This window comes from Streptomyces sp. Root1310, from assembly GCF_001426425.1.
Taxonomy (GTDB): Bacteria; Actinomycetota; Actinomycetes; order Streptomycetales; family Streptomycetaceae; genus Streptomyces.
On the sequence record NZ_LMEQ01000033.1, the window covers coordinates 315,001 to 336,994 of the forward strand.

The 21,994-nt window shown below is 71.5% G+C and carries 20 protein-coding genes and 1 tRNA gene; 9 read left to right on the plus strand and 12 right to left on the minus strand.

Translation table 11 applies throughout. The features are described from left to right. Positions 1–23: 23 nt before the first annotated feature. Complete coding sequence (locus tag ASD48_RS37590; protein ID WP_057606357.1) at positions 24–1,835, minus strand: SDR family oxidoreductase; 1,812 nt, start codon at positions 1,833–1,835, stop codon at positions 24–26. Next, positions 1,832–2,719 carry a M24 family metallopeptidase gene (locus tag ASD48_RS37595; RefSeq protein WP_057606358.1) on the minus strand — a complete coding sequence of 296 codons (888 nt, stop codon included), beginning with the start codon at positions 2,717–2,719 and terminating at the stop codon, positions 1,832–1,834. The genes ASD48_RS37590 and ASD48_RS37595 overlap by 4 nt, the downstream gene beginning before the upstream one ends. A gap of 248 nt (positions 2,720–2,967) precedes the next feature. Here ASD48_RS37595 and ASD48_RS37600 point away from each other — a divergent pair, with 248 nt between their 5' ends. From ASD48_RS37600 to ASD48_RS37625, 6 genes are all read left to right on the plus strand, one after another. Continuing rightward, the gene (locus ASD48_RS37600) at positions 2,968–3,945 is read left to right on the plus strand and encodes an ABC transporter ATP-binding protein (protein WP_057606359.1); all 978 of its coding nucleotides are present in this window, start codon (positions 2,968–2,970) and stop codon (positions 3,943–3,945) included. After that, positions 3,935–4,843, plus strand: coding sequence for an ABC transporter permease subunit (locus ASD48_RS37605; protein WP_057606360.1), 909 nt, complete (start codon positions 3,935–3,937; stop codon positions 4,841–4,843). Before ASD48_RS37600 ends, ASD48_RS37605 begins: the two co-directional genes overlap by 11 nt. Beyond that, a complete protein-coding gene (locus tag ASD48_RS37610; protein WP_057606361.1) occupies positions 4,840–5,751 on the plus strand; it encodes an ABC transporter ATP-binding protein in 912 nt (303 codons plus the stop codon). Before ASD48_RS37605 ends, ASD48_RS37610 begins: the two co-directional genes overlap by 4 nt. Positions 5,752–5,760: 9 nt before the next feature. After that, entirely contained in the window at positions 5,761–6,480 is a 720-nt protein-coding gene (locus tag ASD48_RS37615; RefSeq protein WP_057606362.1) for an ABC transporter permease, read from the plus strand. Between the two features lie 90 nt (positions 6,481–6,570). After that, entirely contained in the window at positions 6,571–6,813 is a 243-nt protein-coding gene (locus ASD48_RS37620; RefSeq protein ID WP_057606363.1) for a hypothetical protein, read from the plus strand. Between the two features lie 284 nt (positions 6,814–7,097). Next, positions 7,098–7,182 (plus strand) — tRNA-Ser (locus ASD48_RS37625). Between the two features lie 324 nt (positions 7,183–7,506). On the opposite strand, the gene ASD48_RS37630 is transcribed toward ASD48_RS37625, so the two are convergent. From ASD48_RS37630 to ASD48_RS37670, 9 genes are all read right to left on the minus strand, one after another. After that, positions 7,507–8,313, minus strand: a complete 807-nt coding sequence (locus ASD48_RS37630) for an HAD family hydrolase (protein ID WP_057606364.1) — start codon at positions 8,311–8,313, stop codon at positions 7,507–7,509. Further along, positions 8,310–9,587, minus strand: a complete 1,278-nt coding sequence (gene serS / locus ASD48_RS37635) for a serine--tRNA ligase (RefSeq protein ID WP_057606365.1) — start codon at positions 9,585–9,587, stop codon at positions 8,310–8,312. Before serS ends, ASD48_RS37630 begins: the two co-directional genes overlap by 4 nt. Positions 9,588–10,138: 551 nt before the next feature. Continuing rightward, entirely contained in the window at positions 10,139–11,071 is a 933-nt protein-coding gene (gene pheA, locus ASD48_RS37640; protein WP_057606366.1) for a prephenate dehydratase, read from the minus strand. 287 nt (positions 11,072–11,358) lie between these two features. Then, positions 11,359–12,678 carry an iron uptake transporter deferrochelatase/peroxidase subunit gene (gene efeB, locus ASD48_RS37645; RefSeq protein ID WP_057606367.1) on the minus strand — a complete coding sequence of 440 codons (1,320 nt, stop codon included), beginning with the start codon at positions 12,676–12,678 and terminating at the stop codon, positions 11,359–11,361. An 8-nt stretch (positions 12,679–12,686) separates the two neighbouring features. Continuing rightward, positions 12,687–14,633: a copper resistance protein CopC gene (locus ASD48_RS37650; RefSeq protein WP_057606368.1), complete on the minus strand. Its 1,947-nt coding sequence runs from the start codon at positions 14,631–14,633 to the stop codon at positions 12,687–12,689. A gap of 13 nt (positions 14,634–14,646) precedes the next feature. Further along, positions 14,647–15,120, minus strand: coding sequence for a copper chaperone PCu(A)C (locus ASD48_RS37655; protein ID WP_079074235.1), 474 nt, complete (start codon positions 15,118–15,120; stop codon positions 14,647–14,649). A gap of 5 nt (positions 15,121–15,125) precedes the next feature. Beyond that, complete coding sequence (locus tag ASD48_RS37660; protein ID WP_057606369.1) at positions 15,126–15,776, minus strand: SCO family protein; 651 nt, start codon at positions 15,774–15,776, stop codon at positions 15,126–15,128. A 149-nt stretch (positions 15,777–15,925) separates the two neighbouring features. Further along, positions 15,926–16,690 carry a YcnI family protein gene (locus tag ASD48_RS37665; protein WP_057606370.1) on the minus strand — a complete coding sequence of 255 codons (765 nt, stop codon included), beginning with the start codon at positions 16,688–16,690 and terminating at the stop codon, positions 15,926–15,928. Positions 16,691–16,814: 124 nt separating this feature from the next. Continuing rightward, complete coding sequence (locus ASD48_RS37670) at positions 16,815–17,681, minus strand: hypothetical protein (protein ID WP_057606371.1); 867 nt, start codon at positions 17,679–17,681, stop codon at positions 16,815–16,817. A 242-nt stretch (positions 17,682–17,923) separates the two neighbouring features. Between ASD48_RS37670 and ASD48_RS37675 the strand changes: the two genes are divergently transcribed. The 3 genes from ASD48_RS37675 to ASD48_RS37685 all read left to right on the plus strand — a co-directional run bounded on the left by ASD48_RS37675 (position 17,924) and on the right by ASD48_RS37685 (position 20,397). Further along, positions 17,924–18,385 (plus strand): ATP-binding protein, encoded by a 462-nt coding sequence (locus ASD48_RS37675; protein ID WP_057606372.1) that lies wholly within the window; start codon positions 17,924–17,926, stop codon positions 18,383–18,385. A gap of 200 nt (positions 18,386–18,585) precedes the next feature. Beyond that, positions 18,586–19,554, plus strand: a complete 969-nt coding sequence (locus ASD48_RS37680) for an intradiol ring-cleavage dioxygenase (protein ID WP_199876169.1) — start codon at positions 18,586–18,588, stop codon at positions 19,552–19,554. Between the two features lie 9 nt (positions 19,555–19,563). Beyond that, positions 19,564–20,397 carry a triphosphoribosyl-dephospho-CoA synthase gene (locus ASD48_RS37685; RefSeq protein WP_057606373.1) on the plus strand — a complete coding sequence of 278 codons (834 nt, stop codon included), beginning with the start codon at positions 19,564–19,566 and terminating at the stop codon, positions 20,395–20,397. A 202-nt stretch (positions 20,398–20,599) separates the two neighbouring features. On the opposite strand, the gene ASD48_RS37690 is transcribed toward ASD48_RS37685, so the two are convergent. Then, complete coding sequence (locus ASD48_RS37690; RefSeq protein ID WP_057606374.1) at positions 20,600–21,817, minus strand: MFS transporter; 1,218 nt, start codon at positions 21,815–21,817, stop codon at positions 20,600–20,602. Positions 21,818–21,994: the final 177 nt, after the last annotated feature.

Sequence of the window (21,994 nt, forward strand, 5' to 3'; positions counted from 1 at the left end):
GCGCAGCGAGGCCGAGCGGCGGCTCACAGCGGCGGTCCCACCCGCGCCAGCGCCCGCAACGCCCTGGGCAGGAAACGCGCCAGCGCATACGAGCCCCGCGCCTCCGGAGTGACCGGAACCATCGCCTTGTTGAGCGCGACCGCCCGCAGTACGGCGTCCGCGACCTTCTCCGGCGGGTAGTTCCGCAGCCCGTACACGCGCGTGGAGCGTTTCTGGCGGCGTCGCTCCTGCTGCGCGTCCACTCCCACGAAGGTCGCCGTGGCGGTGATGTTGGTGTTCACCAGGCCCGGGCATATCGCCGTGACGCCGATGCCCTGGTCGGCCAGTTCCGCGCGCAGGCACTCGCTCAGCATCAGGACCGCCGCCTTGGAGGTGCTGTAGGCGGGCAGCGCCTTGGACGGCTGGTAGGCGGCCGCCGAGGCGGTGTTGACGATGTGGCCGCCCTGCCCGCGCTCGGCCATCTGCCTGCCGAAGAGACGGCAACCATGGATGACACCCCACAGGTTGACGTCCAGAACCCTGCGCCAGTCCTCGGGCGTCGTGTCGAAGAACGAACCCGACAGCCCGATGCCCGCGTTGTTCACCAGCACGTCCACCACACCGTGCTCCGCGTGGACCTTCGCCGCGAGTTTCTCCATCGCCTGCTCGTCGGAGACGTCCACCGTCTCCGCCCACGCCTCGGGCGCGCCGACCAGGAGCGACAACTCGGCGGTGCGGGCCGCGCTCTCGGCGTCCCGGTCGACGGCGATCACCCGGGCGCCCGCCTCGGCGAAGGCGAACGCCGTGGCCCGCCCGATGCCGCTGCCCGCACCGGTGACCAGCACCAGCTGACCGCCGAAGCGCTCGGCGTACCGGCCGGCGGCGGCCTTGCGCACCGGCCCGTCCACGCCGTCCCCGCGGGTCTCTCCCGCCGCTTCGGGCGTCCGCTCCCCCTCGACCGACCGGACGAAGTCGTCGATCCAGGAGGCGAGCCGGTGGGGCCGGGTGCGCGGGATCCAGTGCCCGGCCGGGAGGGTGCGCCGGGTCAACCGCGGCACCCAGTCCTCCAGTTCGTCGTACAGCCGCTCCGACAGGAACCGGTCCCCGGACGGCGTGATGAGCTGCACGGGCGCGTGGGCGTGCGCGTCCGCACGCGGCCGGCGCAGGCGGGGCCGGACGTTGTCCCGGTACAGCCAGGCTCCGTGCGCCGCGTCCGAGGACAGTGACGGCGTCGGGTAGTCGCCGGCGGGAACCTTCTCGATCCGTCGCAGGATGCCGGGCCAGCGTCTGCCGAGCGGTCCGCGCCAGGCCAGTTCGGGCAGGACGGGGGTGTGCAGCAGGTACACGTACCAGGACTTGGCACCCTGGCCGAGGAGTTGGCCGACCCGGCGCGGAGTCGGCCTGGTCAGCCGCTTGTTGATCCAGTGGCCGAAGTGGTCGAGGGACGGCCCGGACATCGACGTGAAGGAAGCGATGCGTCCCCTGGTGCGCTCGACGGTGACGAACTCCCAGGACTGCACCGAGCCCCAGTCGTGCCCCACGAGGTGCACCGGCCGGTCCGGGCTGACCGCGTCCACGACCGCCAGGAAGTCGTCCGTGAGCTTCTCCAGGGTGAACCCGCCCCGCAGCGGCTTCGGCGCGCCGGAACGGCCGTGCCCCCGGACGTCGTACAGCACCACATGGAACCCGTGGTGGTCGACCAGCCGGGACGCGACCTCGGACCACACCTCCTTGCTGTCCGGATAGCCGTGCACCAGGACGACCGTCGGCCGCTCCGGGTCCCCCAGCTCGGCCACGCACAGCTCGATCCCGCCGGTCCGCACCCGCCGCTCACGCGCACCCTCTGGCAACGTCACTTCCGCTCCGCCTTCCCCGCCGTGTCCGTTGTCGCCCCTGTGCCCGCCCAGCCCCGGACATGCGGCAGATCGTCGTCGAGCCAGAACGCGCTCTCCTCGGGATCCGCGGAATCCGTGACGACGAGGATCTCCTCGAACTTCGCGCCCGTGCCGCGGAACCCGAGATGGGGTTCGACCGCCCACAGGCCCGGCCGCGGCGGATGGTCGGAGAAGCGGTACGGCGACCACAACGGCGACCAGCCCTCCCGGTGGCCGTGCAGCGCGTCGGACACCAGCCCCTTGAGGGACTGCGTGCCGAACCCGAACAGCCGGGGCGAGAAGCGGCGCTCCCTGACCCGGTCCACCTTGTGCGCGATCACACCGAAGGGATAGGCGCGATGCCGGTTGGCGTAGCCCTGGCGGACCATGAGGCGGTCCACGTCGGCGTAGATCTCGCGCAGCGAACGCCGCTCGCGCACCTCGCGCAGGATCAGCTCCCGGTGTGCCGCGAGGTCGGCCATCAGCCTCTCCTGGACGGGATGGGTCCCGAGCGCGCCCGAGTAGCCGATGTCCGCCGTGTACCCCTCGTACACCGGGGCCAGGTCGAGGATGAACGGCATCCCCGGCTCCAGCCGTCGGTCGGTGGGAAAGAACTGCAACGGGAAGCGGAAGCCGGTGAACGCCGTGCGGTCCCCGAACCAGGCGAACGGCAGATGGAACCAGTCGCGCACGCCCCGCTCGCGCAGCCACTCCCGCTGCATCCGCGCCGCCTCGCGCTCCGTCACCCCCGGTCGCAGTCCGGCGGCCACGGCCTGCGCGCAGTCGTACGCCAGCCGCTGCACCCGCCGGAATCCCCGCAGCTCGGCGGAGAGTTCGCGTGTCCCTGCCGTCGGTGCCGTCGTCATGCCACCCCGTCCCAGCCAGTCCCCGTCGACTGCGCTACGTGCCCGTAACCTGACATCGCCGAATGTGACAGTTGTTAGAGGCGGCGTCAATAGGGGGTGCGAGGCCTGTGGAAAACCCGCCGTCGCCGCCCCCGTAGCTCTCAGGCATGGCATCCCCTACGGACCCGTACATCTGAGGTCTGATGCGAAGACGGCTCTGAGGTCTGACGATTTTCGTGGCGTGCGTCACTAATTTCGATGACGTGACTGTGATCGCGACCGAAAGCCTGAGCAAGCGGTTCCCCCGGGTGACCGCTCTTGACCGGCTCTCCGTGGACGTCGGGCCCGGTGTGACCGGCCTCGTCGGAGCCAACGGGGCCGGCAAGTCCACATTGATCAAGATCCTTCTGGGTCTGTCGCCCGCCACGGAGGGCCGAGCCGAGGTGCTCGGCCTCGACGTCGCGAGCAAGGGCGCCGACATCCGCGAGCGGGTCGGCTACATGCCGGAGCACGACTGCCTGCCGCCCGACGTCTCGGCCACCGAGTTCGTCGTGCACATGGCCCGCATGTCCGGCCTGCCGCCCACCGCCGCGCGAGAGCGCACCGCGGACACGCTGCGCCATGTCGGCCTGTACGAGGAGCGCTACCGCCCCATCGGCGGCTACTCCACCGGCATGAAGCAGCGCGTGAAGCTCGCCCAGGCCCTCGTCCACGACCCGCAGCTGGTCTTCCTGGACGAACCGACCAACGGCCTAGACCCGGTCGGCCGTGACGAGATGCTGGGCCTGATCCGCCGCATCCACACCGACTTCGGCATCTCGGTCCTGGTCACCTCCCACCTGCTGGGCGAACTGGAGCGCACCTGCGACCACGTGGTGGTCGTCGACGGCGGCAAGCTCCTGCGCTCCAGCTCCACCACCGACTTCACCCAGACCACCACCACCCTCGCGATCGAGGTCACCGACACCGACGATCACCCGGACGGCACCCGCGCGGTCCGCGAAGCGCTCCACGCGCGCGGAGTGGACGTCCTGGACGGCAACAGCGGCCTGCCGGGAGCCGGCCATGTCCTGCTGCTGACCGCGCAGGGCGAGGACACCTACGACGTCGTCCGGGACGTGGTCGCCGACCTCGGCCTCGGCCTGGTGCGCATGGAACAGCGCAGGCACCACATCTCCGAGGTCTTCACGGACAGCGACGCCAGCAACGACCAGCAGCGGAAGGAGGCCGTCGGCCATGGCAGTTGAACACCCGGTCACCGCCCTCTCGGGTGACCAGACCCGCATCCACAACATCGGCTACCGCAGTTACGACGGCCCCCGGCTGGGCCGCGCCTACGCCCGCCGCTCCCTCTACTCGCAGTCCCTGCGCGGCGCCTACGGCCTCGGCCGCTCGGTGAAGTCCAAGGTGCTGCCGATGCTGCTCTTCGTGGTGATGTGCGTACCCGCGGCCATCATGGTCGCCGTCGCGGTCGCCACGAAGGCCGACGAACTCCCGGTCGGCTACACGCGCTACGCGATCATCATGCAGGCCGTCATCAGCCTGTACGTCGCCTCGCAGGCGCCCCAGTCCGTCTCGCGCGACCTCCGCTTCAAGACCGTGCCGCTGTACTTCTCGCGGCCCATCGAGACCGCGGACTACGTACGCGCGAAGTTCGCGGCGCTGGCCTCGGCGCTCTTCGTCCTGACCGCCGCCCCGCTGCTGGTGCTGTACATCGGCGCGCTGCTGGCCAAGCTGGACTTCGCCGACCAGACCAAGGGATTCGCTCAAGGACTCGTCTCCGTGGCCCTGCTCTCGCTGCTCTTCGCCGGTCTCGGCCTGGTCATCGCCTCGGTGACCCCGCGACGCGGTTTCGGCATCGCCGCCGTCATCGCCGTCCTGACCATCTCCTACGGCGCCGTCTCCACGCTCCAGGCCATCGCCGACGCGCAGAACAGCACCGGCTCCATCCCCTGGATCGGCCTCTTCTCGCCGGTCACCCTCATCGACGGCGTGCAGTCCGCGTTCCTGGGCGCCACCTCCGCCTTCCCCGGCGGGATCGGCCCCTCCGACGGGGAGGGCGTCGTCTACGTCCTCGCCGTCCTCGGCCTCATCGCCGCGAGCTACGGCCTCCTGATGCGCCGCTACCGAAGGGTCGGACTGTGACCACGCTCAGCATCGACCACGTCTCCCGCTGGTTCGGCAACGTGGTCGCCGTCAACGACATCACCATGACCATCGGCCCCGGCGTCACCGGCCTGCTCGGCCCCAACGGCGCCGGAAAGTCCACCCTCATCAACATGATGGGCGGCTTCCTGGCCCCCTCCACCGGCACCGTCACCCTCGACGGCAGCCCGGTCTGGCGCAACGAGGCGATCTACCGGCACATCGGCATCGTCCCCGAGCGCGAGGCGATGTACGACTTCCTCACCGGCCGCGAATTCGTCGTCGCCAACGCCGAACTGCACGGCCTGGGCGCCAAGGCCGCACAGAAGGCACTGGCCACGGTCGAGATGGAGTACGCGCAGGACCGCAAGATCTCCACGTACTCCAAGGGCATGCGCCAGCGCGTCAAGATGGCGTCCGCCCTGGTCCACGACCCGTCGCTGCTGCTGCTCGACGAGCCCTTCAACGGTATGGACCCGCGCCAGCGCATGCAGTTGATGGACCTGCTGCGGCGCATGGGCGACGAGGGCCGCACCGTGCTGTTCTCCTCGCACATCCTCGAAGAGGTCGAGCAACTCGCCTGGCACATCGAGGTCGTCGTCGCGGGCCGGCACGCGGCCAGCGGCGACTTCCGCAGGATCCGCCGTCTGATGACCGACCGCCCGCACCGCTACCTGGTGCGTTCCAGCGACGACCGCGCACTCGCGGCCGCGCTGATCGCCGACCCGTCGACGTCCGGCATCGAAGTCGACCTTGCCGAGGGCGCGTTGCGGATCCAGGCCGTCGACTTCGGCCGCTTCACCGCGCTGCTGCCGAGGGTCGCCAGGGACCACGGCATCCGGCTGCTGACGGTCTCGCCGTCCGACGAGTCCCTCGAGTCCGTGTTCTCTTATCTGGTCGCGGCGTAGGAGGCCCTGATGTACGACCCCACAGTCGCCCGGCTCACCTACCGGGCCCTGCTCGGCCGTCGCCGGGCCCTCATCCTGGGCGCCCTGCCCCTGCTGCTGATCGCCATCTCCGTGGTGGTGCGCGGCCTCGCCGGCGCCGACGACCAGACGGCGTCCGACCTGCTCGGCGGGCTCGCGCTCGCCACGATGGTGCCGATCATCGGCGTCATCGCGGGCACGGGTGCGATCGGCCCGGAGATCGACGACGGCTCCGTGGTGTACCTGCTGTCCAAGCCGCTGAAGCGGCCGACGATCATCTTCACCAAGCTGATCGTGGCGGTCGCGGTGACGATGGTGTTCTCGGCGCTGCCCACGCTCATCGCCGGTTTCATCCTCAACGGCAACGGCCAGCAGATCGCCGTCGCCTACACGGTGGCCGCGCTGGTCTCCTCCATCGCCTACGCGGCGGTCTTCCTGCTGCTGGGCACGGTGTCCCGGCACGCGGTGGTCTTCGGCCTCGTCTACGCCCTCGTCTGGGAGGCCCTGTTCGGCTCCCTGGTACCGGGTGCGCGCACGCTCAGCGTCCAGCAGTGGTCGCTGGCCGTCGCCCACAAGGTGGCGGGCGGTGACCTCGTCACCTCGGACGTCGGTCTGACCACGGCGACGGTGCTGCTGGTCGTGGTGACCGTGCTGGCCAGCTGGTACGCGGGACAGAAGCTGCGGGCGCTGACGCTCGCCGGCGAGGAGTGACCCTGCCGGGGTGCGGGGCGGCCGTTCTTGACAGTGGCTTCATCTGCGCCCCGGCACACTGGGCGGAACGGACGTGGCGGGGAGGGCGGGATGGCGGACGACGATCCGGAGAGCGGCGGTCGCGAGCGGTCCGAGGACGAGGTGTGGAACGACCTCGTGCTGGACGAGGACTTCGTACGGGCCGCCGACACGTCGGAACCGTCCGCCCGGGCCCGGATGCTGGCCGCACGCTGGCGGGCGGAGGAGCCCGAGCCGCAGCCCTGGCGCTCCGACGACCCGCCCGCGGGCTGGTTCTTCAGCAAGGCCCGCCGACGCAGGTGGCGCCGCCGGTAGCCGTCCCTCGACCCCCGGCCCTCGCACGGGTGTTTTATTCGGTGGCGCCCAACTCCTGCCGCGGGCACAGTGGTTGTACCCGCGGGGCCGGAAGGGATCCGGTGCCACAGACTGGGAGGAGCTCGACGATGTCCCTGCACGACAGTCCGTCGAGTTCCCTTCAGGGCAGCCAGGGGCGGGTTCCGGAGTAGTTAGCCCTCCGTCGAACCCGTTCCGCACTGGGGAGCTGCCCGGGGCGGCCGCTTCGAGCACGCGATTGTCGCTCTCGCGTGGGCCGCCCACCCGGAGGATTGGCCGAGAGGCAAGGCACCGGCTTGCTAAGCCGTGGTCGGGGGCGACCCCGCGCACGTTCGATCCGTGCATCCTCCGCGAGGCGTTGTCACTGGGACTGGGCGGGAGTTGCGCGGGGCGCCGGGCTCGGCGCTCGGCGTGTGGCACTCCGTCCGGTTTCGCGTGCGTGCGTAAGTGCATGTGCGGGCCTGCTTGTACGTGCGCGCCTGCGTGTACGTGCGCGCGCGTGTTGTGCGTGCGGGAGCCTGCTGTGCGCGCTGGTGCTGGAAGCAGTGCGGGTGCGCCGTGGCTGTCGCGCAGTTCCCCGGGTCCCTGATCGCCTGCGGCGAAGGGCCGGGATGAGGCGCTCGCGCAGCCGGGCGCCCGAGCCGCCGCTGACGGCGGTCACCGGGCCCCGGGTGTCTACGCGGGCAGCAGGCTTTCCAGGGTCACCGCGATGCCGTCGTCGTCGTTGGAGGCGGTCACCTCGTCTGCCACGGCCTTCAGTTCCTCGTGGGCGTTGGCCATGGCCACGCTGCGGGACGCCCAGGCGAACATCGGGATGTCGTTGGGCATGTCGCCGAAAGCGATCGTGTCGGCGGCCTTCAGGCCGAGGCGACGGGCCGCCAGGGAGAGGCCCGTGGCCTTGGAGAGGCCCAGCGGGAGCAGCTCCACGATGCCCGCGCCGGCCATGGCGACCGTGACGAAGCCGCCCGCGGCCCGCCGGGCCGCCGCGGCCAGCGCGTCGTCCGACAGCTCGGGATGCTGTATGTAGATCTTGCTCAGCGGGGCGGACCAGAGGTCGGACGCATCCGTGAACGGCGTCGACGGCAGGGCGCCGGTGACCGCGTAACCGGGGCCGACCAGCACATCCCCGTCGAGGCCGTCACGGCTGGCCGCCAGGTACAGCGGGCCGACCTCCGCCTCGATCTTGGCCAGCGCCACACCGGCCAGCTGTCGGTCCAGGGTCACCGAGGTCAGCAGGCGGTGCGCGCCGGCGTCGTAGACCTGGGCGCCCTGGCCGCAGACCGCGAGACCGTCGTAGCCGAGGTCGTCGAGGATGTGCCGGGTCCACTTGACCCCGCGGCCCGTCACCACGATGTGCGCTGCGCCCGCCGCGGTGGCCGCGGCGAGGGCGTCACGGGTGCGCCGCGAGATCGTGTCGTCGGAGCGCAGCAGCGTCCCGTCGAGGTCGGTCGCGACCAGGCGGTAGGGGAACGCGGCGGTCACTTGGCCACCGGCTCCAGGATCTCCCGGCCGCCGAGGTACGGGCGCAGCACCTCGGGCACGTACACGGAACCGTCCGCCTGCTGGTGGTTCTCCAGGAGCGCGACGATCGTCCGTGGGACGGCGCACAGCGTGCCGTTGAGCGTGGCCAGCGGACGGACCTGCTTGCCCTCGCGGACGCGGATCGACAGCCGGCGGGACTGGAACTCGGTGCAGTCCGAGGTCGAGGTCAGCTCGCGGTACTTGCCCTGCGTCGGGATCCACGCCTCGCAGTCGAACTTGCGCGCGGCCGAGGAGCCGAGGTCACCGGAGGCGACGTCGATGACCCGGAACGGCAGCTCCAGCGAGGACAGCCACTGCTTCTCCCACGCCAGCAGACGCTGGTGCTCGGCCTGCGAGTCCTCGGGCGTGACGTACGAGAACATCTCGACCTTGTCGAACTGATGGACGCGGAAGATGCCCTTGGTGTCCTTGCCGTGCGAACCGGCCTCGCGGCGGAAGCAGGGCGAGAAGCCCGCGTAGCGCAGCGGCAGGCGGTCCGCCTCGATGATCTCGTCCATGTGGTACGCGGCGAGGGCGACCTCGGAGGTGCCGACCAGGTAGAGGTCGTCCTTGTCGAGGTGGTAGACGTCCTGGGCCGCCTGCCCGAGGAAGCCGGTGCCCGCCATGGACTGCGGGCGGACCAGCGCCGGGGTGAGCATCGGCGTGAAGCCGGCGGCCGTGGCCTGCGCGATCGCCGCGTTGACCAGGGCCAGCTCGAGCAGGGCGCCGATGCCGGTGAGGAAGTAGAAGCGGGAGCCGGAGACCTTCGCGCCGCGCTCGACGTCGATCGCGCCGAGGATCTGACCGAGCTCCAGGTGGTCCTTGGGCTCGAAGCCCTCGGCGCCGAAGTCGCGGATCGTGCCGTGCGTCTCGAGGGTGACGAAGTCCTCCTCGCCACCCACGGGCACGTCCGGGTGCACGAGGTTGCTGAGCTGCTGGAGCAGTTCCTGCGTCTCGGTGTCGGCGGCGGCGCGCTCGGCGTCGGCGACCTTCACGTCGGCGGCGAGCTGGCTCGCCTTCTTCAGCAGCTCGGCCTTCTCGTCCGCGGCGGCCTTGGGGATGAGCTTGCCGAGCGACTTCTGCTCGGCGCGCAGCTCGTCGAAGCGGACGCCGGACGACCTGCGTCGCTCGTCGGCGGACAGGAGGGAGTCGACGAGCGCGACGTCCTCTCCACGGGCACGCTGGGAAGCGCGCACACGGTCGGGGTCCTCACGAAGCAGGCGAAGGTCAATCACGCGGCCAAGGCTACCCGTGCGGGGTTGCGGCTCACGACACCATTCCGCGCGATGCGTGCGCCGTTCCGAATCATGGCTTACGTTCCGTTATGAGCGAATTGCCCAACGTGTCAATATAAAGTGTCTCACTCCCTGGGACGGGGCATGTGGCGGGCGTCTCGTTGACCCGATTCCCTTGCGGGAGAGGGGACTTGGGAGAGGCGTTGTCCACAGGCGCCCACGCTCCCGAAAGGGTTATCCACAGGCTGTGCGAAAGATCTGTGGACATTGGAATGGATCATTCCGATACCGCCGAGCGGGGTGGGTAATTCCTTGCCCAAACCTGGTCCCAACCCACTTTCGGGTGGAAAAGGATCGCCTCAGGGGGTTGATCGAAGGAAACAGGTGGACGAAGGGTGACCCGGCGCGTGGGGGTCGCGGTGGGGTGCTGTAGGGCGATTTGTCGACTGGATGGCACTTCGTTGTCGACTTGTCCCCAGGTCGAGAAGCGAGCCTGTGGATAACTTCTGTGGATAACGAAGATGTGCAGATAGGACCGGCCGGAACGGCTGCTAGAACCGGCCGTCCTGGCAGCGCGCCACCCAGTCCGCCGCCGCCACGAACTCCCCGTCCGACGTCCCGCGCAGGGGGGCCGCCACATCCGCCACGCTCACTTCCGCACGCGGGTACGAGCCCAGGAAGCGCACCTCACGGCAGATCCGCTTCAGCCCCATGAGGGCCTCCGCCATCCGACGGTCGGAGATGTGCCCCTCGGCGTCGATGCAGAAGCAGTAATTGCCGATACCGGCGCCGGTCGGCCGTGACTGGAGCAGCATGAGGTTGACGCCCCGGGTGGCGAACTCGCCCAGCAGGTCGCGCAGGCCGCCGGGGTGGTCGTCGCGCTGCCACAGGACGACGGACGTCTTGTCCGCGCCGGTCGGCGCCGCGGGCCGGGCGGGCCTGCCCACCAGCACGAACCGGGTCTGGGCGTTCTCGGCGTCGTGGATCTCGGTCTCCAGGGCCGTCAGCCCGTACCGGGCGGCCGCGAACTCGCCCGCGAAGGCGGCGTCGTAACGGCCCTCCTGGACCAGCCGGGCCGCGTCCGCGTTGGAGGCGGCCGACTCCCAGACGGCTTCCGGCAGGTTCGCCTTCAGCCAGTTGCGCACCTGCGGCTGCGCGGCCGGATGCGCGGAGACCGTCTTGATGTCCGTGAGCTGCGTGCCGGGCCGCACCAGCAGCGCGAAGGTGATCGACAGCAGCACCTCGCGGTAGATCATCAGCGGTGTGCCCGCGACCAGCTCGTCCAGGGTCGTGGTGATCCCGCCCTCGACGGAGTTCTCGATGGGCACGAAGGCGGCCTCGGCCTCGCCGATGCGCACCGCGTCGAGCGCGGACTGCACCGACACGTACGGGATCAGCTGCCGGGTGGCCGCCTCCGGAAGCGTGCGCAGGGCGACCTCCGTGAAGGTGCCCTCGGGGCCGAGATACGCATAGCTCGCTGGCATGACCTCACCCTAATGGCCCTTGCCGAGGCAGGGGCACGCGTCTCAGGACAGCCCCACGCAGGAATGAATCCGCCCGAGCAGGCGTAACTTCCCGCTCCCGAGCTCCCGAGCTCCCGGCTCCCGGGTGCTGCCGCTCCCGAGCTCCCGGCTCCCGGGTGCCCCCGCTTCCGGGCGACCAGGCCTTTGGGTGCCCCGGCCCAGGGCGCCCCGGCCTTTGGCACCCAGCCGTCGGGTGCCGGAACCCCCAGAACCCCCGGCGTGACGCCCGGACTCGAAGCCCCCGGGTCTTACGCCTCCAGCAGGCGCTGGCCGACGTACTCGCCTTCCGCTGCCCCGCCCGGTACCGCGAACAGACCGCTCGACTCGTGGCGGATGTACTTCGACAGCGCGTCGCCGCGGTCCAGCTTGCGCTGCACGGTGACGAAGCCGCGCAGCGGGTCCGCCTGCCAGCAGACGAACAGCAGGCCCGCGTCCGGGGTGCCGTCCGGGTCGATGCCGTCGTGGTAGGAGAAGGGCCGCCGCAGCATGGCCGCTCCGCCGTTCTGGTCGGGGCGGGTGATACGGGCGTGCGCGTTGATGGGGACGACGAGATCGCCGTTCGCGTCGGTCTTCTCCAGGTCCATCGCGGTCGTCTCGGTGCCCCCGGACAACGCGGCCCCATCGGACTTGCGTCGCCCGATGACCTGCTCCTGAGCCGTGACCGACAGCTTCTCCCAGTCGTCGAGGAGCATGCGGATACGGCGTACGACGGCGTAGGAGCCGTCGGCCATCCAGGCCGGGTCCTTGGTGCTGTCCGACGGGACGAAGATGCGCTGGTCGAAGTCCGAGTCGGCCGGCTTGGGATTGCGGGTGCCGTCCATCTGACCCATCAGGTTGCGGGCCGTCATGGGGTGGGCGGTGGCGCCGGGCGTCCGGTTGAAGCCGTTCATCTGCCAGCGGACCTTGGCCGCTCCGCCCGCGTCCTTCTGGACGGCGCGCAGGGCGTGGAAGGCGACCAGGGCGTCGTTCGCGCCGATCTGCACCCAGAGGTCGCCGTTGCTGCGTGTCTTGTCGAGGTGATCGGAGGAGAAGTCGGGGAGCGGGTCCAGGGCGACCGGGCGCTGCTTCTCCAGGCCGGTGCGGGCGAAGAAGCTGTTGCCGAAACCGAAGGTGACCGTCAGCGAGGAGGGTCCCGCGTCCCGGGCCACGTCGGTGTCGTCGGTGGCGGCGGCCTCGCCCGCCATCAGCCGCCGGGCCGTCTGCGACCAGCGGCGCAGCAGCGCGGCGGCCTCTTTACGGCCCGCTCCGGCCGCGAGGTCGAAGGCGACGAGATGGCCGCGGGCCTGGAGGCCCTGGGTGATGCCCGGCTGATGTTTCACGTGGAACATCGCCTCGCCGGCGCCGATCGAGGACAGCGGTGTCGCCTGCGAGGGCGCGGCCGTGTAGCCGACGGCCCCGCCGGCCGCGCCGAGCACGAGACCGGTGGCACCGGCGGTTCCGAGCAGCCTGCGCCGGGTCAGCCCCTCGGAGCCCCCTTCGGAGGAGGGGGCGGCCGAGGGGGCACCCTCTACTGCATCCACGGGCGGGCCGGCCTCGGGGAGGGACTGCGGAATGGACTGGTCGGGCATGGTGCGGTTCAGCCGATCTGCGCGTTCTTGGAGACGGTCACCTGGTCGACGTCGGAGGTCCGCACGGTCACGGAGATCTCCCACTCGCCGGCCATGGGGATCTGCACCCCGGTGGCCGACCAGTGGCCGGTGGTGATGTGGTCGGGGACGACGGGCAGCGGCCCGATGTCCTTGGCCTCGAGGGTGAAGGCGACCTTGACCTCGGGCACGTCGAAGGCGCGGCCGTTGGGCCGGGTCACATAGACGTGAATCTCGTTGGCGCCGGTGCGCGCGGGGTCGAGGTCGACGCTGACCACGCCCTTGCCGTCCGTGCCGCCGGTGTCGAACGACATGTCCAGCGTCAGGGCGCCCGACGCGGAGTCCCCCGCGGAGGACGAGGAGGAGGACGAGGACGAGGCCCGGTTGGCCGCGGCGGCGTCCTGTTCCGTGCGGCCGGGTTCGGTCGACGTCAGGAGGGTGGTGACGGCGAGCACCACGACGGCGACGCCGGCCTCGGCGAGCACCGAGCGGCGCAGGCCGATGCGGTGGGCGTCGGAGTCCCGCAGTCGCTTCTGCCGGGTGGCGTCGACGGCGGCCTGCTGCCGGGCGAGCTGCGCGGCCCGCTTGGCGCTTCCGGAACCGGCCTCGGCGTCGCCGGACGTCTGCTGGGCGGTGTCGGTGGTCCCGGCCGACGCCGTGACGTGCTCCTTCTCGGGTGCGGACTTCGTTACCGCTTCCTCGGTCGTCGTGTCGGCCAGCCGTGCCGTCCACCGCCGCGAGATCCACGCGATGCCGACCAGCAGCGCCACGAGCCCGATCTTGACGAGCAGCAGCCGGCCGTAGCCGGTGTCGGTGAGGGCCGACCAGGAGCCGAGCTGGCGCCAGGACTGGTAGGTGCCGGTGGCGGCCACGACACAGACGCTGCCGAGGGCCAGCCGGGAGAAGCGGCGCGCCGCGGGGGCCTCGACGGGCCGGTCGGCGGGCGCCCGGTACAGGGCGACGAGAAGGGTGGTGAGTCCGCCGAGCCAGGTCGCGACCGCCAGCAGGTGCAGCACGTCGACCGGCATCGCGATGCCCGGCTGCAGTCCGGTCGAGGCGTGCTCGGCCATGGCCCAGCTCGCCGCGAGTCCGGCTGCTACGACGGTTCCGCCGATGGCGAGTCCGAAGGTGAGGTCCCGCTTCTCCTCGCCCTCGCGCTTGTCGTACGCGCCGAAGAGCACGGCGATGAACAGCGCGGCCGCGGCGAGCAGCAGCAGGCGCGACACCAGGGCCGCGCCCGTCTTGGTCTGGAGGACCTCCCCGAGGAGGTCGAGGTCGAAGACGTCGCCGAGCTTGCCGGAGCCGGTGTAGGAGCCGCGCAGGAGGAGCAGGAACAGGGTGGCCGCGGCCATCGCTACCCAGCCGGTGACGACGAGCCGCTGCAGGGCCGGTACTCCGGTGCCGCGTCGCCAGCAGGCGAGCACGAAGGCGGCTCCGCCGGTCATCACGATGAATCCGGCGTACGACGCGTACCGGCCGAAGCCGTAGAGCCAGCCGACGACGCCTCCGCCGGCCTCCTGGCCGGACACCGAGACGCTGGTCTCGGAGGGGGAGCCGATGGAGAAGGTGTAGGCGCCGGCGACGGGGTGGCTGTCGGCGGACACCACCTGGTAGGTCACCGTGTAGGTGCCGTCGGGCAGCCCCGAGTGCAGTTGCACGGCGTAGGTGGTGCCGCTGACCTCGGACGGTTTCCCGGTGTCGACCCGGGCGCCCTTGGGGTCCAGGACGCGCAGCGAGTCGTCGTTCATCGAGACGGTCTCGGAGAAGGTCAGCGACACCTGTGCGGGAGCCTTGTCGACCACCACCCCCTGTGCGGGGTCGCTGCCGGTCAGCGCGGCGTGCGCGGATGCGGGCCCGGCGCCGGCCAGGAGCGCACCGGTGACCGCCAGGAACAGCAGCACGAGCATCCGGACGCGGGGGGCGATGGTCTGCGTCAAGGTGGTCCCTCCCTCAGTGGCCGGTCTTGGGGGTGTACGTGGCGGACTTCACCGGCATCTCGACCTCGACGGGGTCGGACGCGGCGAAGTGCAGCTCGACGGTCACCGTCCCGCCCTGCACCGGCTTGCTCTTCAGCTTCTCGAACATCAGGTGGTTTCCGCCGCTCTTGAACACGAGTTCACCGTGCGCGGGCACGTCCAGGGACGTGACCTCCTCCATGGACGACCCGACGGTCTCGTGGAGGGTGACGCTGCCCGCCGCGGTGCTCGTGACGGAGGTCAGCTCGTCCTTCGTGCCGCCCTTGTTGACGATGGTCAGGAAACCGGCGGCCATGGTGTCGGAGACGGGCTGCGGAATGTAGGCGGCCCGGACGGACAGTTCGGCCCGCCCGTCGGAGTCCGACCCGCACCCCGTGAGCAGCAGCACCGCCCCGGTGATCACGGCGGTGGGTACGGCGAGCAGCCGCACGGGCCCGGCGGGCGTCACCCGCCTCACGGGTTCGCGCCCTTGAGGATCTTGGGAAGGTCCTTGGTGTAGTCGTCGACGTCGGCGCTCTCGCCGTACAGGAGGTATCCCCCGTCGGTCTTCGGGGAGAAGGCGACGACCTGGGTGCCGTGGGTGGAGACGATCTTGCCGTTCTTGTCCTTGTGCGGTGCCTCGACGGAGATGCCGAGGGTGCGGGCGGCGGCCTGGATCGTCGCGAACTTCCCGGTCAGGCCGACGACCTGCGGGTCGATGCCCTTGAGCCACTTCCCGAGCGCGGCCGGGGTGTCACGGTCCGGGTCGGTGGTGACGAACACGACGCGCAGCTCGTCCTGCTCGGCCTGCGACAGCTGCTTCTTGGCGACGGCGATGTTGCTCATCGTCAGCGGGCAGACGTCCGGGCAGTTGGTGTAGCCGAAGTAGATCAGGGTCGGGTGGCCCGCGGTCTCCTTGCGGAGGTCGTAGCTCTTGCCCTGGGTGTCGGTGAGGACCAGGTCGGGCTTGGGGAAGGGCTGGTCGAGCACGGTCGCGGCCTGCTGCTTGCCGTCCTCGGAGACGACGGCGACGGGGCTGCTGCCGCTGTCGCCGCTGCCGCAGGCGGAGAGGGTGAGGGTGGCGGCGGCCAGCAGCGCGGCCACGGCGAACGTCTTCTTGCGCATAGAAAAATGTCCCAGATGTGTGAACTCCGGCGCGCACCGGGGGTACGGGGCGGGGGGTGGCGGGGGGTACGACAGGGCGTACGGCCCGGTGCGCGCCGTCGAGGAGCAGGCGTCGGGCGACGACGGCCGCCCGACGCGGAGGGTGGGGCTCAGGCTTCGGTCGTGGTCCGACGGCGGCCGGCGAGCACGCCGTACGCGACACCGGCGGCGCCGACGACGATGCCGACCACGCCGAGGACCCGGGCGGTCGTGTCGCTGCTGTCCGAGTCGGAGGCGGCCTCGGTCGTCGAGGCGGCCGCCTCGGCGTCGTCGGAGTGCTCGTCGGAGGCGTCCTCGGCGGCCGTGCCGTGCGAGTGCTCGTCCTCGGAGGCGGCGGACAGGGCGAGCACGGGGGCCGGGTTCTCCGGCTCCTCGGCGCCGTCCTCCTGGACCTCGATCCAGCGCACGACCTCCTTGTTGGAGTACGTCTGGATCGCCTTGAAGACGAGCTCGTCGGCGTCCTCGGGGAGCGCGCCGACGGAGACCGGGAACTTCTGGAAGTAGCCGGCCTCGATGCCCTTGCCGGTGGCGGTCCAGGTGATCTTTGAGACGGCCTCGGAGATCTGCTTGCCGTGCAGCTCGATGGGCTTGGCGAGCTTCGACTTGGTGACGTCGATCTTCCAGCCGTTGATCGGCTCCGGCATCGCGGAGGCCAGCGGGTGGTCGGTCGGGAAGGTGACCTCGAGCTTGGTGGTCGAGGCGTTGTCCCGCTCGTTGGGAACCTTGAAGTCGACGACCGCGTAGCCGCCCTTGGCGGCGGTGCCCTCGGCGGCGACGCTGACGTGCGCGAAGGCGGGCGAGGACAGGACGAGAACGGCGGAACCGGCGACGGCAGCGGCGGCGGCGACGCGGGAGGCGATACGAGAGGCCTTCATGACAGCGAGCACTCCACTCTGAGTGAATCTGCGGGTGGGAGAGGCATGGGCACGGATGTGCGCACGCGCGCGTGCCGCACGACGGCGGCCGTTCCCCCCGGTGTGGAGTGCTGGTCGTGTCGTGTCAGGCAGCGAGGACGAGAAGGGATACGTCCGGCGGACCGCGCCTGATCACCGAGTGCTGGAGTGCGGCGGCCCGGGGTGCGGGCGCCGCCGCGAGGAGGGCGGTGCGCGGGACGCGCGGTCCCGTCCCGGGCGCGGCGGGCAGTCCGGCGAGCAGGGCGCGCACCAGTGCGAGCGCCCCGCGCAGGGAGCGTACGAGTGCCCCCTCGGCGACGCCGTGGGCCGACAGGGCGAGCAGCCGCAGCAGGGCCGTGTCACCGCGTCGCAGCAGCCATCCGGCGGCGACGGCCGCGAGGACGTGGCCGAGCAGCATGGGCAGGGACGGCAGCAGGGACATCGGCGTGCCGGCGGTGGTCAGGGCGTCCGCGGGATGATGCGCGGAACCCATCCCGCTCATGCCGCTCATGTCCGTACCGCCCCCGGCGGTGCCGCCGTCGCCGCTCGTGTAGAGCCGCGCGTCGACGAGGATCCGCTGGGCCTGGGCGGGGCTGATCGCCGCCGCGGTGGCCCCGCACACCAGCCGGGCCGCCCGTGCGACGAGCGTGGCGTCGGTCATGGCCGACGCCGTGGTGGAGGCGGAGGCGGTGACGGAGGCGGTGTGCTGGCCGAGCCCGAACAGCGTGTGCAGCACGGTCTGTCCGACCGCGAGCAGCACCGCTATGCCCGGCAGCGACCGCTCGCGTCCGGCGAGCGGCACCACGACCGCGAGGGCGCCCAGGAATCCCGCGCCCAGCGTCCACAGCGGAACCGTGGCGCAGGAGGCCATGGTGTGCCCGGCAGCGGCCAGCACGACGCAGACCGCGGCGAACACCGCGGCCCGCAGCAGCCGTATGTCGCGACCTGAGCGCTCGCTGTGGGGGGCAGTCATGGCGGGGTCATCATCGCACTGGCCCCACCGCGGCCATACGGCAGGTCCACAAGATTCCGTACGATGCGGAAGATCACCTTCTGTTGTGACTGATACGACTGATGACCCTGAGTCCCACATACACCGATTTCAGGGCCGCGGGCATCCCCCATATGGGCGGCATCACGTGGAATTCGCGCTTACACAGGGTCTTGAGGGGCAATACGTATCGGTATGTCGAGCCGCGGCCTGGAGGCTGGAGCATGAGCATCTGGTGGTCACTCCATCTGCGGCGCGATGCCGCGAGCGTGCCGCTCGCCCGCCGCCTGCTGCTCGGCACCATGGAGACGGCGGGGGTCGATCCCGACGTCTGTTACGACCTCTCCGTCGCCCTGAGCGAGGCCTGTGCCAACGCCGTCGAGCACGGCGGGGGAGCGGCGCGCGGCGGCTGTTCGGAGGCGTACCGCGTCACCGCCTACCTCGACGGCGAGAAGTGCCGCATCGAAGTCGCCGACTCGGGGCCGGGTTTCGCCGGTGGGCGCACCCCGCGCGTCGACCGCTCCGCGCACGGCGACACCTACGCCGAGCACGGCCGCGGCCTCTATCTCATCCAGGAACTCGCCGACCACGTCCACATCGGCAACAAGCCGGGGCGCAGCGGTGCGGTGGTGAGCTTCGACAAGATCCTCAAGTGGCGCAAGGACGCCCCTCTCATGGCCGTCTGACGACGCGTCTGACGGATCGGCGGGCGGGTCGGGGGCCGATCGTCGGGCGGATCGTGGAGCGAAGCGGGGGGCGATCGCGGCCGATCGCGGCCGGTCAGGGCCGGTAGGAGCCGCCGGGAAGCCGGAGTTCAGCTTTCTCAGCACTCACAGGTCGCTCTCAGCGTTCCCCCATGTCGCTGACTGGTGGCGTTCCTACGTTCATGTTCATGACGGGAAACCACACAGACTCCACGATCACGCGGCGCCGCGCCCTCGCGGTGACCGGCGGCACGGTCGCGGCCGGCGGACTCGCCGTCGTCGGGTACCAGTCGGCCTTCGCCGACACGGCCGCGGACGCCGAGGCGAGCGCGTCGGCGTCCGCGACCTCCACGAGCAGCAGCTGCATGACGCTGATGACGAGCGTCACGGAAGGGCCGTACTACCTCGACGGTGCCTTGGTGCGCAAGGACATCACCGAGGGCAAGAGCGGTGTGCCGCTGACCCTGCGCCTCACCGTCGTGGACGCCACCGACGGCTGCACGCCGGTCTCCGGAGCCGCTGTCGAGATCTGGCACTGCGACGCCTGGGGGTACTACTCCGGTTACACGACCGCCAACCCCGGCGGCTCGGCCCCGGCGGAGAGCGAGGACGGCTCCACCGCCGACGACGACACCTACCTGCGTGGCTACCAGATCGCCAACGCCAACGGGGTCGTCAAGTTCGAGACGATCTTCCCCGGCTGGTACACCCCACGCACCTGCCACATCCACCTCAAGGTGCACACGGGCGGCCAGAAGGAGGACGGCACCTACGAGGGCGGCAAGGTCAACTACACCGGCCAGCTCTTCTTCCCCGACGACATCGCCGAGGAGATCTTCACGCTGGAGCCGTACTCCAAGCACTCCGGCAGCTACACCACCCTCGACAACGACATGGTCTACGACGGCGGCGGCACCTCCAGCGGCCTGCTGACCCTGAAGGCCGTGCACAAGGCCGACCCCTCCAAGGGCTACAAGGGCTCCATCACCCTGGGTGTCGACCCCGACGCCGAGAACACCGGCGCGGGCGGCGGAGGCGGCGGCGGTACGCCCCCCAGCGGCGCCCCGAGCGGCGCCCCGAGCGGCGCCCCGAGCGGCGCCCCGACGGGCACTCCGCCGAGTGACGCCCCGTCGGCCTCCGCCTCCTCATAGGGTCTGGACATGACAAGCCGTGAGGACGAGGCGCTCGCGCAGGCCGCGGTGGCCGCGCTGACGGGACAACTGGCCCTGGCTCCCAAGCCGGGCCTGCCCGACCCACGTGACCTGGCCGCCCGCGTCACCCGCAAGGACCACTGCGGGCTGCGCTGGTCGGCCAAGGCGCTCGCACCCGGCCTCGCGGCGATGGCCGCGGCCGCCCGCCGTACCGGCGAACCCACGCCCCGGCTCCGCGCGGAGCTGGGCGCGATCGGGAGGTGCACCGAGCACTCGGTGGGCCTGGCCGGCGGCGGGCACCGGGGTGCGCTGTGGACGCTCGGCCTGCTGGTCGCGGCGGCCGCCCTGGACACCCGCGCGCGGGGCGTCGACGTCGCCGCGACCGCCAAGCGGATCGCCGCCCACCCCGACCGGGCCGCTCCCCGGCGGCCCTCGCGGGGCGCGACCGTCTCGGCGAAGTACGGCGCGGCCGGCGCCCGCGGTGAGGCACGCGCCGGATTCCCGCACGTACGGCGGGCCCTGGACGCGCTCGCCGCGGCCCGCTCGGCCGGCGCGGACGAGTCCGAGGCGCGGCTCGACGCCCTGCTCACCGTCATGTCCACCCTCCAGGACACCGAACTCCTGCACACCGCGGGCCCCCTGGGGCTGCGTCATGTGCAGGCCGGCGCCCGAGGCATCCTGGAGGCGGGCGGCACGGCGACCCCGGCAGGCCGCGCGGCCCTGACCGACCTCGACACCGACCTCCACGCGCGCGCGTGGAGCCCACGCGGCAGCGCGGGCCTCCTCGCGGGCGCACTCTTCGTGGACTCCCTGCCGGTCGCCGCGCTCACGCGGGCGGCCTGAACCGGGCGACGGACGACGCAGACGGACGACGGTGACGTTGACGGCGACGGGCGACGGACGACGGACGACGGGCGACAGCGAGGGGCGATGGACGACGCGTGACGGGTGACGGCGGTGGCCCTCGGGCCGCATCAAGGCGTGCTCAAGGCGTGTTCAAGGTGCGCTCTCAAAGCACTCTCAGGGCGCGCTGTGTGCCCCGCCGTCAGCTCGCCGTAACCAGAGCGGCCGAGGACTCGGTCGTCCGGACGGCCGCGGCCCGCCGGGCCGCCGGCCCCATCGCGTAGGACGCCGCGACCATCGCCGCGCCCAGCAGCAGCCAGCCCGGTGTGCCCCACTCGACCAGCAGCCAGGTCAGGACCAGCGGACCGAGGGTGCGGGCCACGGTGACGCCGGTGCCGAACAACCCCTGGTACTCGCCGACCCGGTCGGCCGGCGCCAGATCGAAGGAGAGTTGCCAGGAGCCCGCGGACTGCCCCATCTCCGCGATCACCTGAAGCACCGACCCCAGCACCAGCACACCCGCCGCCACCCACGGTGAGGCCCCCGCGGACAGGGCGAACACCGCGCACGCGGCACACATCACCCAGCCCGCCCGGCGCACCGCGCGCGTGGCGCTCGCCGGCCCCGTCACGCCACGTGCCGCCCGCACCTGGAACACCGTCACCACGGCGGTGTTGAGCACGAACAGCGCGGAGACCAGCCAGGCGGGCGCCCCGGTCCGCTCCATAATCCACAGCGGCAGCACCAGACTGAGCAGCGGCATCCGCAGCAGCAGCACGGTGTTCAGGAGCGCCACCACGGCGTACGGCCGGTCCCGCAGCACACCCAGGCCGCTCCCGCGCGGCCGGACCTCTCCGGAAGCCACCCGGGGCAGCCGGGCGAGCAGCGACGCGCACACCAGGAAGCTCACCGCGTCGACCACGAACACCCCGAGGTACGCCTCCCGCGTCCCGGCGTTCAGCGCGAGCCCGCCGAGCCCCGCGCCCACCGCCAGACCCGCGTTCAGGGTCGCCTGGAGCCGTGCGAGCAGCCCCGTCCGCTCCCCGGCGGGCACCAGACCGGCCAGCAGGGCCTGCCGGGCCGCCGCGAGCCCCGACTGCGCGGCCGCGTACCCGCAGGCCACGAACACGAACGGCACGAATCCGCGCACGAGCGTGAAGGACGCCACCGCCAGCCCGGTGGCCAGGGCCAGCAGGACCGCCGTCCCGCGCGCCCCGCGCCGGTCGGCCAGTCGCCCCAGCGGCACCCCGGCCAGTGAGCCGACCGCCCACCCGAGGGTGAGCCCGAGCCCCACGCGTGCGGGGGCGAGACCGATCACCTGGGTGAAGTACAGGGCCGACGTCGTGTAGTACGCGCCGTCCCCGACCGAGTTGCTCAACTGGGCGAGCGCGAGCAGCCGCCTGGGGCGAGTCTTCGACATACCGATGACGCTAGAGGTGCAGTGGGCCGCTCGGGAGCACCAATCATGGGCCGTGAAATTGGCCCAATCCTGCGCCCGATCAGCCGCCCGATCAGCCGCCCGATCAGGCACCCGCGCATGGCCCGAGCATGGCCCCAGCACGGGCCGTGCACGGCCCGGATACGGCCCGGATACGGG

Bases quoted from the DNA above. Each gene is read 5' to 3' on its own strand.
- ASD48_RS37595 (WP_057606358.1), bottom strand. From the start codon at position 2,719: ATGACGACGGCACCGACGGCAGGGACACGCGAACTCTCCGCCGAGCTG.
- ASD48_RS37605 (WP_057606360.1), top strand. From the start codon at position 3,935: ATGGCAGTTGAACACCCGGTCACCGCCCTCTCGGGTGACCAGACCCGC.
- ASD48_RS37615 (WP_057606362.1), top strand. From the start codon at position 5,761: ATGTACGACCCCACAGTCGCCCGGCTCACCTACCGGGCCCTGCTCGGC.
- ASD48_RS37620 (WP_057606363.1), top strand. From the start codon at position 6,571: ATGGCGGACGACGATCCGGAGAGCGGCGGTCGCGAGCGGTCCGAGGAC.
- pheA (WP_057606366.1), bottom strand. From the start codon at position 11,071: ATGCCAGCGAGCTATGCGTATCTCGGCCCCGAGGGCACCTTCACGGAG.
- efeB (WP_057606367.1), bottom strand. From the start codon at position 12,678: ATGCCCGACCAGTCCATTCCGCAGTCCCTCCCCGAGGCCGGCCCGCCC.
- ASD48_RS37660 (WP_057606369.1), bottom strand. From the start codon at position 15,776: ATGCGCAAGAAGACGTTCGCCGTGGCCGCGCTGCTGGCCGCCGCCACC.
- ASD48_RS37665 (WP_057606370.1), bottom strand. From the start codon at position 16,690: ATGAAGGCCTCTCGTATCGCCTCCCGCGTCGCCGCCGCCGCTGCCGTC.
- ASD48_RS37670 (WP_057606371.1), bottom strand. From the start codon at position 17,681: ATGACTGCCCCCCACAGCGAGCGCTCAGGTCGCGACATACGGCTGCTG.
- ASD48_RS37675 (WP_057606372.1), top strand. From the start codon at position 17,924: ATGAGCATCTGGTGGTCACTCCATCTGCGGCGCGATGCCGCGAGCGTG.
- ASD48_RS37680 (WP_199876169.1), top strand. From the start codon at position 18,586: ATGTTCATGACGGGAAACCACACAGACTCCACGATCACGCGGCGCCGC.
- ASD48_RS37685 (WP_057606373.1), top strand. From the start codon at position 19,564: ATGACAAGCCGTGAGGACGAGGCGCTCGCGCAGGCCGCGGTGGCCGCG.
- ASD48_RS37690 (WP_057606374.1), bottom strand. From the start codon at position 21,817: ATGTCGAAGACTCGCCCCAGGCGGCTGCTCGCGCTCGCCCAGTTGAGC.